This is a genomic window from Deltaproteobacteria bacterium HGW-Deltaproteobacteria-4, from assembly GCA_002841765.1.
GTDB lineage: Bacteria > Desulfobacterota > Desulfuromonadia > Desulfuromonadales > UBA2197 > UBA2197.
Window position 1 is genome coordinate 255,558 of record PHAV01000002.1, and the last position, 16,515, is coordinate 272,072.

The following is a 16,515-nucleotide window of genomic DNA, read 5'->3' on the forward strand; positions in this document are numbered from 1 at the left end:
TGGAGTCATCGGAAAAATGAACGCATTTATCTTCCCGGGGCAAGGGGCGCAGTTTCCCGGCATGGGAAAGGATCTCTTCGAGAGTTTCAGCGTTTCCCGGCAGGTCTTCGAAGAAGCCAATGAAGTTTTGGAATTTGATCTCGCCGGCCTTTGTTTTAATGGGCCCGAGGATGATCTGAAACTGACCAGAAATACCCAGCCGGCAATATTGACCATGAGTATTGCTGCCCTGAGGGTCGTGGAGACTGAGACAGGTCTGCGTCCGTCCTTTGCTGCCGGCCACTCTCTTGGTGAATATTCGGCTTTGGTCTGTAGTGGCGCCATCGATTTCGCGGCGGCGGTCAAGACGGTCCGTTTACGCGGTACCTTTATGCAGGAAGCGGTGCCGGTCGGCGTCGGTGCCATGGCAGCGATCCTCTCGGCCGAAGCGGATGCACTGGTCGAAATTTGTGCCGAAGCGGCTCAGGGCGAAGTTGTCGCCCCGGCCAACTATAATTCCCCGGGGCAGATTGTCATTGCCGGCCATGCCTCTGCTGTGCAGCGGGCGATGGAGATTGCCAAAGGGAAGGGCTACCGCAAGGCGATGTTGCTGCCGGTCAGCGCTCCCTTCCATTGTGCGTTGATGCAACCGGCGGCGGACCGGCTCAAGGCGGTACTGGACGGACTGACCTACCAGAAGATGCAGTTGCCGGTGGTGACGAATGTTGAAGCCCACGCTAATGTCGATTGCACCCGTGTGCAGGATCTTCTCGTGGCTCAGGTTTGTGCTCCGGTCCTGTGGGAACAGTCGGTGAATGCGATGATCCGGAGTGGGGTGACCCGTTTCATTGAGATCGGTCCAGGGAAGGTCCTTTCCGGCCTGGTCAAACGTATCAGTAAAGACGTGCAACTTGCTAACGTCGAAGATCGCAGCAGTCTGGCTCTTCTTTAGTCACTCCGGCAGTTGACCGCCGTATATCCTGATTGAAAGGGAATATATTATTATGGCAAAAGATAAAGTTGCAGTTATAACCGGCGCATCCCGCGGCATTGGTCGCAGCATTGCCCTGGCTCTGGCTGAAGCCGGCGCCAAGATTGTGGCTGTCGATCTTGATCCGGTTGCCACGGAGGCGATTGTCGCCGAGTTGAAGGAAATGGGGACAGAAGCGATTGCCGTAATCGGCAACGTGACAGTGACCGAGGATACGGAAAAGATGATCGATGCCGCGATGGCTGCTTTCGGCCGCGTCGATATTCTGGTGAATAATGCCGGGATCACCCGCGACGGCCTGCTCATGCGCATGAAGGATGAAGACTGGGATGCGGTCATGACCGTGAATCTCAAGGGCGCCTTCCTCTGTTCCCGAGCTGCCGCCAAGGTGATGACCAAGCAGCGTTATGGCCGGATCATTAACATTGCTTCGGTCGTCGGGCAGATGGGAAACGCCGGGCAGGCGAACTACTGCGCCAGTAAAGCCGGTCTTATCGGTCTGACCAAATCGAATGCGCGGGAACTGGCGAAACGGAATGTCACGGTGAATGCGGTAGCGCCCGGTTTTATTGCCACGGCGATGACCGATGCTCTGCCGGAAAAGGTCCGGGATGAACTGACCGCCCAGATTCCGTTGGCCCGCCTTGGTAGCGCCGATGATATCGCCAATGCGGTCGTCTTTTTAGCTTTAGAAAAATCTGCTTATATTACTGGCCAGGTCATTGCCGTCAACGGCGGCATGTACATGTAGTTAACCCGCAATCCGACCTGTAGTCGGCTTGATCACACAAACAAAAAACTGGAGGTGAAGTAATGGCTTCGATTGCTGAAAGAGTGAAACAGATTGTTGTTGAGCAGTTGGGTGTTGAAGAAGATCAGGTAAGCAACGAATCTTCCTTTATGGAAGACCTCGGCGCTGACTCCCTGGATACTGTTGAGTTGGTCATGGCTCTCGAAGAAGAGTTCGACATCGAAATCGCCGATGAAGATGCCGAGAAGATTCAGACCGTTCAGGATGCTATCGACTACATCACTGAGCACTCCTAAAAAAGTCATGAGAGAGGGAGGCGCAGTCAGCCTCCCTCTTTCGCGTTTAAGTTCGGTACGTCTTGTCGACGGCCTTATTCATACCCTTAAAGGGAGGATGTAGGAGCATGCGCAGAGTTGTCGTGACGGGCATTGGAGTTGTTTCCGCCCTAGGAACCGGGGTTGAAAAGAACTGGGATGCACTTTTGCAGGGTCATTCCGGCGTAGACCGCATTACCCGCTTTGATGCCTCGGATCTTCCAACCCAGATCGCCGGTGAAATTAAAGATTTTAACGCCGAAGAGTTTATCGATAAAAAAGAGATCAAGAAGATGGATCTCTTTATTCAATATGCGCTGGCAGCAGCGGATATGGCGATGAAAGATTCTGCTTTGGTGATTAATGAAGCGAATGCCGAGCGGGTCGGTGTCCTTGTCGGTTCCGGCCTTGGGGGTTTGCCGACCATCGAAAAATATCACGAAGCCCTCGGCGAAGGCGGCTATAAGAAGGTTACGCCCTTCTTCATTCCGATGCTTATTATCAACCTCGCCCCCGGGCAGATTTCCATCCGTTATGGTGCCAAGGGTCCCAATTTCTCAGCCGTCTCTGCCTGTGCGGCGGGGACGCACGCGATCGGTGAAGCCTACCATGTCATTCGCCGTGGCGATGCCGATGCGATGATTACCGGTGGCGCCGAGTCGACGATCACTCCGCTGGCGATTGCCGGCTTCAATGCCATGAAAGCTCTTTCGACCCGCAACGATGATCCGCAGGGCGCCAGTCGTCCCTTTGACAAGGATCGCGATGGTTTCGTCATGGGCGAAGGCGCCGGTATTCTTATCCTCGAAGAGTACGAAGGGGCGAAGGCGCGCGGCGCGAAAATTTATGCCGAAGTGGTCGGTTACGGCCTGTCTGGCGATGCTTATCATCTCACTGCCCCTGCCCCAGAAGGTGAAGGGGCGGCCCGCTGCATGAAGATGGCTTTGCATAACGCTCGCCTCAATCCGGAAGAGGTCGATTATATCAATGCCCATGGCACCTCGACCCCTTTCAACGATTATTATGAAACTCTGGCGATTAAATCAGCCCTTGGTGCCCATAGTCGTAAAGTCATGATCAGTTCGACTAAAGGGATGACCGGGCACGCCCTCGGCGCTGCCGGTGGCATTGAAGCGGTCTTTTCTCTCCTCGCCATGGAGCGTGGTGTCGTTCCGCCGACGATCAACTACACAACGCCTGATCCTGACTGTGATCTCGATTATGTTGCCAATACCGCCCGTCAGGCGAAGGTGAATGTCGCGGTGAGTAATTCCCTCGGATTTGGCGGCACCAACGCGACTATAATCTTTAAGAAGGTCTGAAGATGATTGCCATTGGCAGTGACCACGGTGGTTTGCAGCTCAAAGACGCCATCAGAAATTATCTAGTTGGTCGCGGCTTGACAGTCGATGACCTCGGTACCAATAATGAAGAATCGGTCGATTACCCTGATTTCGGGGCGCGGGTGGCGCAAGCCGTCTCCAGTCAGGCCATCGCTAAAGGTATTCTGATCTGTGGCACCGGCATCGGTATGTCGATCGCAGCTAACAAATTCCCTGGTATTCGTGCCGCCCTGGTTTGGGATGATTTTACCGCGCAGATGGCCAAAGAGCACAATGATGCCAACATTCTTGTGCTCGGCGGACGGGTCCTTGCTGTCGATGATGCCTGCCGTATGGTCGGAATCTGGCTCGATACCGCCTTTGCCGGCGGTCGCCATCAGGGACGTCTCGACAAAATTGCGCAAATTGAAGAGGATGTCCGGCACGGACGTCTCTAGATTTTGCAAGGTTTCGCCTGTCAAGGCAGGCTTCGGCCTGCCTTTTCTTATTCAAGGCAGTTTCCCCTTTATCAATCCCTTATCCGGAGGTGACAGACCATGTCTGACCGTCTGAAGCAATTTGATCCGCAGATCGACGCGGCGATCCATCACGAGACCGAGCGCCAGGAGCACAACCTTGAATTTATCGCTTCAGAGAATTTTGTCAGCGAAAATGTTCTGGAAGCACAAGGTTCAGTCCTGACCAATAAATATGCGGAAGGCTACCCCGGAAAGCGTTACTATGGGGGTTGCGATATCGTTGATATCGCAGAGAATCTGGCGATCGACCGGGCCAAGGAGCTCTTCGGTGCCGAGCATGCCAATGTCCAGCCCCATTCCGGTTCGCAGGCAAACATGGCTGTCTATTTCGCCGAGTGTCAGCCCGGTGCAACGATCCTCGGGATGAATCTGGCGCATGGCGGGCATTTGACTCACGGCTCTCCGGTCAACTTTTCCGGAAAACTTTTTAACGTCGTCCCCTACGGGGTCAAGCGTGAAACCGGCCGGATCGATTACGACGAAGTGGAGGCTCTCGCTAAGGAGCATCGGCCGAAGATGATCGTTGTCGGCGCGAGCGCTTATCCGCGCGCCATCGATTTCAAAGCTTTCCGTCAGGTCGCCGATCAGGTCGGGGCGGTGGTTATGGTCGATATGGCCCATATCTCCGGACTCGTTGCCGCTGGCGTTCACGCCAATCCGGTCCCGGATGCCGAGTATGTGACCACGACCACTCACAAGACCTTGCGCGGCCCGCGCGGCGGCATGATCCTGTGCCGGGAAGAGTTTGCCAAGAAACTCAACAGCAACATCTTCCCGGGGATTCAGGGCGGACCGTTGATGCACGTCATCGCCGCCAAGGCCGTGGCCTTCAAGGAAGCGTTGCAGCCGGAGTTTAAGCTTTATGCGCAGCAGGTGGTGAAGAATGCCCAGGCTTTGGCCGGAGCGCTGATGGAGCGAGGTTTCAACCTTGTCTCCGGCGGCACCGATAACCATCTCATGCTTGTCGATCTCTCCGGCACCGAACTGACCGGCAAACTTGCCGAAGCGACTCTTGAACTTGCCGGCATTACGGTCAACAAAAATGCTGTCCCCTTTGATACGCGTTCGCCCTTTGTCACCAGCGGCTTCCGCATCGGGACGCCGGCGACCACGACCCGCGGTCTGCAGGAGAAGGATATGCTGCTGGTTGCAGGCTGGATCGATCGGGCGCTTAAAGGCCACGATCAGCCGGAGCTTTTGGCCCGAATCCGCGGCGAAGTACAGGATCTCTGTCAGTCCTACCCCCTTTACGCGCATCGCCTCAAGTAGGGTGACGATGAATCGCCCGTCCTGGGATGAATATTTTATGGAGATTGCCCGGCTGGTGGCGAGCCGGTCGACCTGTCTGCGACGTCAGGTCGGGGCGGTGATGGTCAAGGACAAGAATATCCTGGCCACCGGCTACAACGGCACCCCCTCGGGGATCCGCCACTGTTCGGAAGTCGGCTGTCTGCGGCAGCAGATGAATGTCCCCTCCGGCGAGCGCCACGAACTCTGCCGCGGTCTCCATGCTGAACAGAATGCCATTATTCAGGCGGCCAAACATGGTGTCAACATCGACGGTGCTGTGCTGTATTGCACCCATTCGCCCTGTATCATCTGCAGCAAGATGCTGATCAATTCGGGAGTCAAACGGATCGTCTGCACCGATGGCTATCCCGATCCCTTGGCAAAAGCGATGCTCGACGAAGCCGGATTGATTGTCGAGAATATGGAAGTGAAAGAACCATGAAGTGTCCCTTTTGCGCTTATACTGACACCAAAGTCATCGACTCGCGGTTGGGAAAAGAGGGGAATAATATCCGCCGGCGTCGTGAGTGTGTCGAGTGCGAACGGCGCTTTACCACCTATGAACGTGTTGAGGAGGTGCAACCCCTGGTCGTCAAGAAGGATGGCCGACGCCAGCCCTTTGACCGGGTAAAGATTTTGGCCGGTATCCAGCGTGCCTGTGAAAAGCGGCCGGTGTCGAGTGAGGCGATCGAGAAGGTTATCGATCGCCTTGAACTCTCCTTTCTCGAGAGTGGTGAGCGGGAGATCGAATCGAGCCGGATCGGTGAAGCGGTTATGGCGGCTTTACGCAATCTCGACGAGGTGGCTTATGTCCGCTTTGCTTCGGTCTACCGTCAGTTCAAGGATATCAACGAGTTTATGAGCGAACTCAAGGAGATCCTTGCCAAAGGTGAAGGGCATAACGGTGGCTGACGCTGCTGTTGTTGCTTTGCAGGGCGAGGACGAGCGCTATATGCGCCGCGCCCTTGAGCTGGCGCGCCAGGCTGAGGGGCGCACTGCGCCGAATCCGGCGGTCGGGGCAGTGATTGTTCGGGACGGCGTCATTGTCGGTGCAGGATTCCATCCTGCTGCCGGAGAGCCGCACGCCGAGATCTTTGCCCTGCGTCAGGCCGGGCTCGCGGCACAGGGAGCCACGCTTTATGTCACCCTGGAACCCTGCTGTCATCGCGGCCGGACCGGGCCCTGTGCGACGGCTGTCATTGCTGCCGGTATCGTCCGGGTGGTGGCGGGGTGTCGCGATCCCAATCCCCAGGTCTCCGGTGGCGGTTTTGCCCAGTTGCAGGGAGCCGGGATTGAGGTGCTGAGCGGTATTCTCGAAGATGAGTGTCGGCGCCTTATTGCTCCTTTTGCCAAACATATTCGCACCGGACGACCCTATGTTACCCTGAAAGCCGGGATGACCATCGACGGCGCCGTTGCCACCGCCCGTGGCGAGTCGCAATGGATCACCGGCGCCGAGAGTCGGGCTGCTGTCCATCATCTGCGCAATACCCATGATGCGATCATGGTCGGGATCGGGACGGTTTTAGCTGATAATCCCCGGCTCACCACCCGTCTGGATCAAGGGGAGGGCAAGAATCCCTTGCGGGTTGTTGTCGACAGCACCCTGCGGACACCGTCATCGTCGTCTTTGCTGGCACAAGCAGGAAGGACCCTGATCCTGACCAGCGCCTCCGCCAGCTCTGCCGATGCGGAGCGCTTGCGGTCAGAGCAGGTCGAGATCCTCCGCGTCCCCGGTCATCCCGGAGCGATCGATCTTGCCGAGGCCATGCGCCAACTCGGGGCGCGCGGCATCCAGAGCATCCTTCTCGAAGGGGGAGGGAGGCTCCATCATGGCGCCCTGCACGCCGGGATTGTTGATCGCCTTTGCGTCTTTGTCGCGCCGCTGCTCCTTGGCGGGAATGGCCTTCCCGTCTTTTGTGGTCCAGGCGTTAGTAATCTGAAGGACGCCTTTCGCCTGCGGCAACTGCACGTCGAACGTTATGGCGACGACCTGCTGCTGCATGGAGAGCTGGAGTCATCATGTTTACCGGATTAATTGAAAGTATTGGCGTTGTCCGCTCTTTGCGCCGTACCGCCGGGAGCGGTATTCTCAGCGTCTCTGCCCCTTTTGCCGATGATTCCTATCTCCTCGGTGAAAGTATTGCGGTCAACGGAGCCTGTCTCACTGTTGTTGCTTTCGGTGCTGGCGGCTTCCAAGCCGACGTCTCACCGGAGACCCTGAATTGTACGACTCTGGTCACCGTTAAGGCGGGACAGCAGGTCAATCTTGAGCGGGCCCTGCGGCTTGGCGATCGTCTCGGCGGGCACATTGTCAGCGGCCATATCGATACCGTTGCCACTCTGGCTGACCTCCGTAACGATGGCAATGCGCAGCGTATGACCTTTGCCCTGGATCCTGTTTGCAATCGTTTTCTCGTTGAAAAGGGGTCGGTGGCGATTGACGGCATCAGTCTGACCGTTAACAGTGTCGATGTTGACAGCTTCTCTGTCGCCATTATCCCCCATAGCCTGCAGAACACCACGCTGGCAATGATGAAGATCGGCCAACGGGTCAATATTGAAACCGACCTGATCGCCAAATATGTGCTGCGGCTCTTCCCGGGAGGGCGTGAAACGACGCCTGCCGACCGTCCGGCACTGAGTCTGGACTTTCTTGCCAAGCACGGTTTTCTGTGAGATAGTTCCACCTCTTTGCGGGCAGGCAGTGTGCCCTGTGCCCATTCTCCTCTAGAAAGTGACGGTTTATGCCGATTGCAAAGATCGAAGCAGCGTTAGAAGATATTCGTAATGGCAAGATGGTGATTCTCGTCGATGACGAGGATCGGGAAAACGAAGGCGATCTGGCCATGGCCGCTGAGTTGGTCACGCCGGAAGCAATCAACTTCATGGCCAAGGAAGGACGCGGCTTGATCTGTCTGACTTTGACGGAGGATCGGGCTGACTTTCTCGATTTGCCGCTGATGGTCCGCGATAATACCTCCTCTTTCGGTACCGCCTTTACCGTCTCCATCGAAGCCCGTAAAGGGGTGACCACCGGCATCTCTGCGGCGGATCGCGCCCAGACCATACGTGTTGCTATTGCTGATGAGTCGACCGCCGCCGATCTGGCGCGGCCCGGCCACATCTTCCCGCTGCGCGCCAAAAAAGGCGGGGTGATGGTCCGCACCGGTCAGACTGAAGGATCGGTCGATCTTGCTCGTATTGCCGGTTTGAAACCGGCCGGAGTGATCTGCGAAATCATGAACGATGACGGGACCATGTCCCGCTTGGCAGAGTTGACGAGCTTTGCCGCGCGCCACGATCTCAAGATTGTGACGATTGCCGATCTTGTCGCTTACCGGATGCGTAAAGAGCTGCTGGTACGGCGGGTTGCACAAACGATTCTGCCGACGGCTTTTGGTGATTTTACGGCAATTGTTTATGATAATGATGTTGATGATGCCGAGCATGTGGCGCTGGTCAAGGGGGTAATCGATCCGAATCAGCCGGTTCTGGTGCGTGTCCATTCGGAATGCCTGACCGGTGATGTCTTTGGTTCGCAGCGTTGCGATTGCGGCGAACAGCTTCATAATGCCATGGCGCAGGTTGAGGCGGAAGGGAATGGTGTGATCCTTTATATGCGACAGGAAGGCCGCGGCATCGGTCTTGTTAACAAACTCAAGGCCTACGCTCTGCAGGACAAGGGAAAGGATACGGTCGAAGCGAACGAAGCCCTGGGCTTTAATGCCGATCTCCGTGATTACGGCATCGGCGCGCAGATTCTTGCTGAACTCGGGGTGAAAAAGATCCGGCTCATGACCAATAACCCGAAGAAGATCGTCGGCTTGCAAGGCTACGGTATCGAAATTGTCGAGCGGGTTTCCATTCAGGTTCCATCCACCTGCACTAATCGCCGCTATCTACAAACCAAACGGGAAAAGATGGGGCATCTTCTTGAAAACATTTAAGCTTAAGGGAGTGTGACCATGAACAGAACTTTGGAAGGGAAGCTGGACGGTTCCGGATTGCGTTTCGCCATCATCGTCAGCCGTTTCAACAGCTTTATCGGAGAGCGTTTGGTTGAAGGTGCCCTTGATGCGCTGCATCGTCACGGCACTGATCCGACGTCGATTACCACTGTGCGCGTCCCCGGGGCCTTTGAAATTCCCTTGGTGGCGAAACGGTTGGCGGCCACCGGCGAGTACGATGCCTTGATCTGCCTTGGTGCGGTCATTCGTGGTGCGACCCCGCACTTTGATTACGTCGCTTCCGAGGTCTCGAAAGGGATTGCCACGGTCAGTCTCGAAAGTGGGCTGCCGATCGCTTTCGGGATCCTGACGACCGAGACGATTGAGCAGGCGATTGAGCGGGCCGGGACCAAGGCCGGGAACAAGGGCTTTGATGCCGCTGTCTCTGTCATTGAGATGGTCAACTTGTTAAAGGCGATCTAGGCATATGGGCGCAGGAAGTAGACGGCAGGGGCGGGAGATTGCCCTGAAGATGATTTACAGCCTCTTTGACCAGGACCAGTCGCTGCAAATTGCGCTTGACGATTTCTGGCGGGCTTTCCGTTTTCGTGACGATATCCTTGGAGACGCTCTTGAAGAAGCCGATCAGAGCGTGTCGCCCGAGGTGCGGGCCTTTGCCGAGGAGTTGGTGCGGGGCGTTTATGATCAACTCGAAACGATCGACGAGACTCTGCATTCTTATTCGACCAACTGGTCGCTGGAGCGCATGGCGCGCGTTGATCTCGCCCTGCTGCGGCTGAGTGCCTACGAGTTGATGTATCGCCATGATATTCCAGTTAATGTCATTATTAATGAAGCGGTGGAGATCGGCAAACGTTACGGCACCAAAGAGACCCCCGCATTTATTAACGGGATCCTTGATCGCATCTCCCGTACCTGCCGGCAACCCGGCTGAATCCTTTGAGGGTATAAAGATCATGAAAACTTTTCGTGTGGGTTTGATCGGCTTTGGGACGATCGGCACAGGGGTCATCAAGCTGCTGCAACAGAATCAGGAACTGCTGGTCGAACGCCTCGGCGCGCAGCTGGAGTTGGCCCGGGTCGTTGATCTTGATATCACCACGGATCGCGGCGTTACCGTCTCTCCCGATATCCTCTCGACCCGCATCGATGACCTTCTGGGTGACCCGAGCATCGATATCGTCATCGAACTGATCGGCGGCTATGAGCCGGCACGCACCTTTGTCCTACGCGCCATCGCCAGCGGCAAGCACGTGGTGACTGCCAACAAAGCCCTTTTAGCGGTGCACGGCGAAGAGATCTTTGCTGCTGCCGCGCAGCACGGGGTCGATGTCATGTATGAGGCGGCGGTCGGCGGCGGCATCCCGGTCATCTCAGCGATTAAAGAGAACCTTTGTGCCAATCGTTTTCACAGTCTCTGCGGTATCCTTAACGGCACCTGCAATTACATTCTCACCCGCATGACCGACGAAGGCGCCGAGTTCGCGACGGTCCTTAAAGATGCGCAGGCGCACGGCTACGCCGAGGCCGACCCGACTTTCGATATTGAAGGGGTCGATACTGCCCATAAACTGGCCCTTCTTCTCAGCCTCTGTTTCGGCACCCGCGTCCCCCTCAAGGAAATCTTTACCGAAGGGATCAGTCGGATTTCGGCTCTTGATATCCAGTTTGCCCGTCAGTTCGGTTTCAAGATCAAGCTGTTGGCGGTCGGAAAGGTCGATGACGATGGACGGATCGAGGCCCGGGTTCATCCGACGATGATCCCCCTCAACCATCCTCTGGCCGATGTCGACGGCGTCTTTAACGGCATCCGTCTGGTCGGTGATTTTTCCGGTCCGGTAATGTTCTCCGGGCGGGGCGCCGGGATGGAAGCGACGGCCAGTGCCGTCCTCGGTGATGTTCTGGCGATTGCCCGTAATCTCCGTGTCGGAGCCGTGCTGCGCACTCCGGCTTTGGGGGTGAATGCGGCAGCCCTGCGGGATCTGCCGCTTAAGCCGATGGATGAGATCGTCAGCGAATATTATCTGCGCTTTGCCGCCACTGATCAGGCCGGTGTCCTTGCTCATATTTCCGGGGTTCTTGGCCAGTTCAATATCAGTATTGCGGCGATGATTCAGCCGGAACGGCAGATCGGCGGAGCCGTACCGATTGTCTTTGTCACACACGAGGCGCGGGAAGCCGATATCCGTGGCGCATTGGCTCAGATCGACACTTCACCGATGATTCGTGATGTCAGTCGTTTTGTCCGGATTGAGCGTGATCTCAGCTGAAAGGACAGGAACAGAGGGACGGAAAAATCTGCTCCGTTTATGAATGTTTTCGCAGAAATTACTTGACACCACAGCCTTGTGCAGATATTTTAGCGGCTTCTGTGAGCCCCGAAAATTCACAGGGAACCATTTAAGAGAGGAAGTCCATGAAAACTGAAGTGGCTAAAGAGTCAGAGGTCAATCGGAACTGGTTTATCGTCGATCTCGACGGACAGGTTTTGGGGCGCGTTGCGACCAAGATCGCCAGTGTCCTGCGCGGGAAACATAAGCCGATCTATACCCCAAGTGTTGATACCGGGGATTTTGTCATTATCCTGAATGCTGAAAAAGTTTGTCTGACCGGTAACAAAATGGCTGATAAAAAGTATTATCGCCACACCGGTTTTCCCGGCGGGATCAGAGAAATTACGGCGGAGAAACTTTTGGCCAGCAAGCCGGAAGATGTCATTCGTAAGGCGGTCAAGGGGATGCTCCCCAAAAACAAGTTGGGCCGTCAGATGTTTAAAAAACTTAAGGTCTATGCCGGCACCGATCATCCCCATGCCGCGCAGCAGCCGAAAACGCTGCCTCTTTAATTAGCGGATCAGGAGATAGAAGCGAATGGCCGAGCAGAAATTTTACGCGACCGGTAAAAGAAAAACTTCGATTGCCCGTGTTTGGATTAAACCTGGAACCGGGGCGATTATTGTCAATACCCGTCCGGTTGAAGAATATTTTGGTCGTGAGACCTCGCAGATGGTGGTTCGCCAGCCTCTCGAACTAACTGACAATGTCGGAAAGTTTGATGTTGTTGCGACGGTTCTCGGTGGCGGTCCTTCCGGGCAGGCCGGTGCAGTCAAGCACGGTATCACCAAGGCTCTGCTGGAAGTGAATCCGGAATTGCGCGCCGTCCTCAAGAAGGCCGGATTTATCACTCGTGACAGCCGTATCAAAGAGCGTAAGAAATACGGGAAGGCAGCTGCCCGTCGCAGCTTCCAGTTCTCGAAGCGTTAATCGCGGTTTTTTACAGACTACTGGATCAGCAAAAGGGGAACCCGCATACGGTTCCCCTTTTGCCATTGTAGGAGGTTGTTGCGATGATGAAAATTGCGGTCGTTGGTGCCAGCGGCTATACCGGTGTCGAGCTGTTACGTCTGTTGTTGAATCACCCTGATGTCACAATCAGCTGTGTCACCGCCAACCAGAATGCCGGCGAAGAAGTGGCAACCCTCTTCCCGTCGTTGGCCGGCCGCATTGACCTGGTTTGCTCTTCACTCGATGTGTCGGCAGTCACTGCTAACGCTGATCTGGTCTTTACCGCCCTGCCGCATCAAGCGGCGATGGCAGTTATCCCCGGTCTCCTCGCTGCCGGTTGTAAGGTTGTTGACCTCTCTGCCGATTATCGGTTGCGCGATCCGAATGTTTACGCGTCCTGGTACGCACCTCATACCAGTCCGGAGCTGTTATCTGAAGCCGTTTACGGCCTGCCGGAACTTTACCGAGCAGTGATTCCAACCGCCCGGCTTATCGCCAATCCCGGCTGTTATCCAACCAGTGTTGCCCTCGCCCTGGCGCCACTGCTTAAAGGTGGCTGGATCGACCCGGCCACCCTGATCATCGACAGTAAGTCTGGAACAAGTGGCGCCGGCCGTTCTGCCAAGGTCGGCAGCCTTTATTGTGAGGTCAACGAGGGATTTAAAGCCTACGGCGTCGGCAATCATCGTCACACTCCGGAGATTGAGCAAACCTTGAGTGACCTAGCCGGACAACAGGTCATCGTCAGCTTCACCCCCCACCTGCTGCCGGTCAATCGCGGTATCCTGACGACCTGTTATGCGTCCCTACGACAGGACACAACAACCGCCGCTCTTTTACAGCATTACCGCAAATTTTACACCGGGGAAGCCTTTATACGCATCGCTCCTGAGAACGAGCTGCCGAATATCGCCTACGTCCGCGGCGCCAATTATTGTGATATCGGCCTGGTCGTCGATCCCCGCACCAATCGCGTCGTCGTCGTTTCAGCCATCGACAATCTCGTCAAAGGGGCGGCCGGCCAAGCGATCCAGAATATGAACCTGCTCCTTGGCCTTCCGGAAACACAGGGGCTCGAAGTTGTCCCGCTCTTCCCCTAGATCGCGTTGCTTTAAAGGATTAATTGTCTGAAAACGCCAGAGCACTTCATCCCCACCTGTCGGGCCGAGATGGTCGCGCGCGGCTGGGATGAACTCGACATCCTCTTTATCTCCGGTGATGCCTATGTTGATCATCCTGCCTTCGGGGTGCCACTATTAGCCCGTCTTCTTGAAGCTGAAGGATATCGCGTCGGCATTCTTGCCCAGCCGGATTGGCGTGATAAGGACGCCTTCACCGGCATGGGCCGACCGCGTCTCCTTGCCGCGGTTGCGGCCGGGGCGATGGATTCGATGGTCAATCATTACACTGCTGCCAAAAAACGGCGCAATGATGACGCTTATACGCCGGGGAATCGCGCCGGCGCCCGCCCGAATCGGGCGGTGATCGCTTATGTCGCGGCGGTCAAGGGGGCGTTTCGGGGCCTGCCGGTCATCATCGGCGGCATCGAAGCAAGTCTGCGCCGTCTGGCTCATTATGATTACTGGGACGATAGGGTGCGTCGATCAATTCTGCTCGACAGCAAAGCCGACCTCCTCCTGTACGGGATGGCTGAAAAGGCTATTCTTGAGGTGTCTCGTCGGGTTGCCGGCGGCGAGTTACCCGGGCAGATCCATGATCTGCGCGGCACCACTTACCTGTCAGCTTCCCTCCCTGTCAATGCCGTTCACCTGCCGTCTTTTGATCAGGTCTCTATTGATAAAAAAGCTTTCGGAGAAGCCTTCCGGCTCGCTGAGGCAGAGCTGAATCCCCTTAGTGGACGGAGACTGGCGCAGCCCCACGGTAACCGCTGCGTGGTTGTCAATCCCCCTGCCTTGCCCATGACAGCAACTGAGCTCGACAAACTCTACGCTCTGCCCTTTCTCCGGCGTCCCCACCCCTCCTATCGCGAAAAAATTCCCGCCTACGAACAGATCCGTTTTTCAATAACTACCCACCGCGGCTGTTTTGGCGGCTGTGCTTTCTGTGCGATCGGTATGCATCAAGGGAAGACAATCCAGTCCCGCTCCCAACAATCGGTCCTTGCCGAAGTCGACACCCTTGCCTCGGCTGCGGAATTCCGCGGTACCATCAGTGATCTTGGCGGGCCGAGTGCCAATATGTATGGATTGAGTTGCAACGACACCATGGCGCAGCAGCAATGCCGTCGCCCCAGCTGTCTGTGGCCGCACCGTTGTCCCCATCTCAACTGCAGTGATGAGGCGGCAACGAAGTTACTTGCGCAGGCGCAACAGCGACCGGGGGTCAAGCATCTCTTTGTGGCCTCCGGCGTGCGTTTCGACCTCCTGCCGCAGCAGCCCGCTTATTTCCAGCGTCTTATCAAGCATCACGTCAGTGGACTGCTCAAGGTGGCACCGGAATCGTTCGCTCCGGCTACATTGCAAACGATGCGCAAGGCGCCGCCGGATATTTTTTCATGGTTTCTTAAGGAGTTTCATCAGCTGAACCAGGAGTGTGGCAAGAGGCAGGGTGTCGTTCCTTATCTGATTGCGGCGCATCCGGGCACAACCCTGACGCAAATGATCGATGTGGCCCTTTATCTGGTGCGTCATAAGCTCAAAGTGGAACAGGTCCAGGAATTTACCCCGACACCGGGGACGCTGTCGACCTGTCTGTATTACACCGGTCGCGATCCGTATACCGGCAAAGAGATTTATGTGCCGCGCGGTCACGAAGAACGGCAGATGCAGAAGGCGCTACTGCTTTGGCATTTGCCGGAGAGTGTACCCTTGATTCGTCAGGCCTTGCGTTTATGCCAGCGACAAAAGGATGGGAATGAACTGTTGGCGGGGAGATAGAGTAGCAGGGGAGGGGATGTGCTACAGGTCTTCTCTCCAGCAAACCGTGCAATTCCGTCCGCCGGCTTTTGCGGCATAAAGGGCACTGTCTGCTTTTTCGATGAGAGCATCAACTGTATTGCTGTCGGTCGGATATACGGCCACCCCTAAAGAGATTTTGACCTTTTCTGTGATTCCTGCTCCTTTGTCCGAATTTACAGAAAGGAGAAACTCCTTTTCAGCTACGGCATTACGCAGCTTTTCCGCAACCAGGAACGCCCCCTCTTTGTTGGTATTTGACAGCAGGAGAATGAATTCCTCGCCGCCAAAGCGGGCCACCAGATCGACACCACGGGTATTCTGCAAGAGAATATTTGCGACCCCGGTTAAAATAAGGTCACCATTCAAGTGCCCGAAGGTGTTGTTATAGTCTTTTAAGTGATCGATATCGACCATGATGATGCTAAAAGCCGAGTTATAACGCTGTGCCAGAGCAAGCTCACGCCGGAGAATTGCATGAAAATAGCGACGGTTGGGGATGTTGGTGAGCTCATCGGTATTTGTGAGGGAGCGCATTTTTTCGTGTAGTTGTGAATTCTCGATGGCTATAGCCAGTTGATTGGTCGTCGCCCGGATAAGATTGAGTTCAACTTTGTTAAAATTTTCGATTTCCGGTTTGTGCAGGTTGAGAACACCGAGTAAACGACCATTAGCAACGATCGGCGCCGCAACCAGTGAGCCTTGGTCTCGGGCCGAGCTCTTGTAATGGAGATAACGCTCCTCTTTCTCGACATCCGGTACATAAAGGAGTTCTTTACTTTGTGCTGCGCTGCCGGCAACCCCTTCACTCAGCTTGAAAGAGGCACCGCTGTATTTAATTGCTTCTGCACCAACGACTTTGCGCACTGTCAGTTCTTCAGTCTCCGGTTGATAAAGGAAGAGAACCAGATTGGAGTTTCCGAGAAAATCGCGCAGTAAATTCAGGCAGCGGTCAAACATGACACTGACTTCCATGGCTGAATTTATCAACTGATTCAGTTGCAGCAGTATTGTGATTTCGCGTAAATGGATTCTTAGTTCCTGGTTGGTCCGTGCGATCTGGGCCTGTAAAGGATTTTGTGTAAATGGGTTTGTCGGTTAATAAGTCGGCATCCTGTCGCCGAAGATGATCGTAAACTGATTGAGTGCCGATTTCCAG

General features: G+C 55.5%; 19 protein-coding genes. 18 read left to right on the forward strand and 1 reads right to left on the reverse strand.

All coding sequences use genetic code 11. The features are described from left to right. Positions 1-16 precede the first annotated feature (16 nt). From fabD to CVU69_02600, 18 genes are all read left to right on the forward strand, one after another. Positions 17-931, forward strand: coding sequence for a [acyl-carrier-protein] S-malonyltransferase (fabD, locus tag CVU69_02515; protein ID PKN13563.1), 915 nt, complete (start codon positions 17-19; stop codon positions 929-931). A 52-nt stretch (positions 932-983) separates the two neighbouring features. Continuing rightward, positions 984-1,721: a 3-oxoacyl-ACP reductase gene (locus tag CVU69_02520; protein PKN13564.1), complete on the forward strand. Its 738-nt coding sequence runs from the start codon at positions 984-986 to the stop codon at positions 1,719-1,721. A gap of 62 nt (positions 1,722-1,783) precedes the next feature. Beyond that, positions 1,784-2,017, forward strand: coding sequence for an acyl carrier protein (locus tag CVU69_02525; protein ID PKN13565.1), 234 nt, complete (start codon positions 1,784-1,786; stop codon positions 2,015-2,017). A gap of 107 nt (positions 2,018-2,124) precedes the next feature. Beyond that, a complete protein-coding gene (gene fabF / locus CVU69_02530; GenBank protein ID PKN13566.1) occupies positions 2,125-3,357 on the forward strand; it encodes a beta-ketoacyl-[acyl-carrier-protein] synthase II in 1,233 nt (410 codons plus the stop codon). A 2-nt stretch (positions 3,358-3,359) separates the two neighbouring features. After that, positions 3,360-3,815 carry a ribose 5-phosphate isomerase B gene (gene rpiB / locus CVU69_02535; GenBank protein ID PKN13567.1) on the forward strand — a complete coding sequence of 152 codons (456 nt, stop codon included), beginning with the start codon at positions 3,360-3,362 and terminating at the stop codon, positions 3,813-3,815. 99 nt (positions 3,816-3,914) lie between these two features. Next, positions 3,915-5,165: a serine hydroxymethyltransferase gene (gene glyA, locus CVU69_02540; GenBank protein PKN13568.1), complete on the forward strand. Its 1,251-nt coding sequence runs from the start codon at positions 3,915-3,917 to the stop codon at positions 5,163-5,165. Positions 5,166-5,172: 7 nt separating this feature from the next. Continuing rightward, positions 5,173-5,628 (forward strand): cytidine deaminase, encoded by a 456-nt coding sequence (locus CVU69_02545; protein ID PKN13569.1) that lies wholly within the window; start codon positions 5,173-5,175, stop codon positions 5,626-5,628. After that, positions 5,625-6,098, forward strand: a complete 474-nt coding sequence (locus CVU69_02550) for a transcriptional regulator NrdR (protein ID PKN13570.1) — start codon at positions 5,625-5,627, stop codon at positions 6,096-6,098. Before CVU69_02545 ends, CVU69_02550 begins: the two co-directional genes overlap by 4 nt. A 40-nt stretch (positions 6,099-6,138) precedes the next feature. Continuing rightward, complete coding sequence (ribD, locus tag CVU69_02555) at positions 6,139-7,224, forward strand: riboflavin biosynthesis protein RibD (protein ID PKN13596.1); 1,086 nt, start codon at positions 6,139-6,141, stop codon at positions 7,222-7,224. Then, positions 7,209-7,865, forward strand: coding sequence for a riboflavin synthase (locus CVU69_02560; protein PKN13571.1), 657 nt, complete (start codon positions 7,209-7,211; stop codon positions 7,863-7,865). Before ribD ends, CVU69_02560 begins: the two co-directional genes overlap by 16 nt. Positions 7,866-7,933: 68 nt before the next feature. Further along, positions 7,934-9,136 carry a bifunctional 3,4-dihydroxy-2-butanone-4-phosphate synthase/GTP cyclohydrolase II gene (locus tag CVU69_02565; protein PKN13572.1) on the forward strand — a complete coding sequence of 401 codons (1,203 nt, stop codon included), beginning with the start codon at positions 7,934-7,936 and terminating at the stop codon, positions 9,134-9,136. 18 nt (positions 9,137-9,154) lie between these two features. Continuing rightward, on the forward strand, positions 9,155-9,619 hold the full coding sequence (locus CVU69_02570) for a 6,7-dimethyl-8-ribityllumazine synthase (GenBank protein ID PKN13573.1): 465 nt from the start codon (positions 9,155-9,157) through the stop codon (positions 9,617-9,619). Between the two features lie 4 nt (positions 9,620-9,623). Continuing rightward, positions 9,624-10,091: a transcription antitermination factor NusB gene (gene nusB, locus CVU69_02575; protein PKN13574.1), complete on the forward strand. Its 468-nt coding sequence runs from the start codon at positions 9,624-9,626 to the stop codon at positions 10,089-10,091. 22 nt (positions 10,092-10,113) lie between these two features. Continuing rightward, entirely contained in the window at positions 10,114-11,427 is a 1,314-nt protein-coding gene (locus tag CVU69_02580; GenBank protein PKN13575.1) for a homoserine dehydrogenase, read from the forward strand. Between the two features lie 146 nt (positions 11,428-11,573). Next, positions 11,574-12,002, forward strand: coding sequence for a 50S ribosomal protein L13 (locus tag CVU69_02585; GenBank protein PKN13576.1), 429 nt, complete (start codon positions 11,574-11,576; stop codon positions 12,000-12,002). A 25-nt stretch (positions 12,003-12,027) separates the two neighbouring features. Continuing rightward, positions 12,028-12,420, forward strand: coding sequence for a 30S ribosomal protein S9 (locus tag CVU69_02590; protein PKN13577.1), 393 nt, complete (start codon positions 12,028-12,030; stop codon positions 12,418-12,420). Between the two features lie 83 nt (positions 12,421-12,503). Continuing rightward, complete coding sequence (locus CVU69_02595) at positions 12,504-13,541, forward strand: N-acetyl-gamma-glutamyl-phosphate reductase (protein PKN13578.1); 1,038 nt, start codon at positions 12,504-12,506, stop codon at positions 13,539-13,541. Positions 13,542-13,610: 69 nt separating this feature from the next. Next, positions 13,611-15,338 (forward strand): YgiQ family radical SAM protein, encoded by a 1,728-nt coding sequence (locus tag CVU69_02600; GenBank protein PKN13579.1) that lies wholly within the window; start codon positions 13,611-13,613, stop codon positions 15,336-15,338. Between the two features lie 21 nt (positions 15,339-15,359). On the opposite strand, the gene CVU69_02605 is transcribed toward CVU69_02600, so the two are convergent. Then, complete coding sequence (locus CVU69_02605) at positions 15,360-16,346, reverse strand: hypothetical protein (protein PKN13580.1); 987 nt, start codon at positions 16,344-16,346, stop codon at positions 15,360-15,362. Positions 16,347-16,515 lie beyond the last annotated feature (169 nt).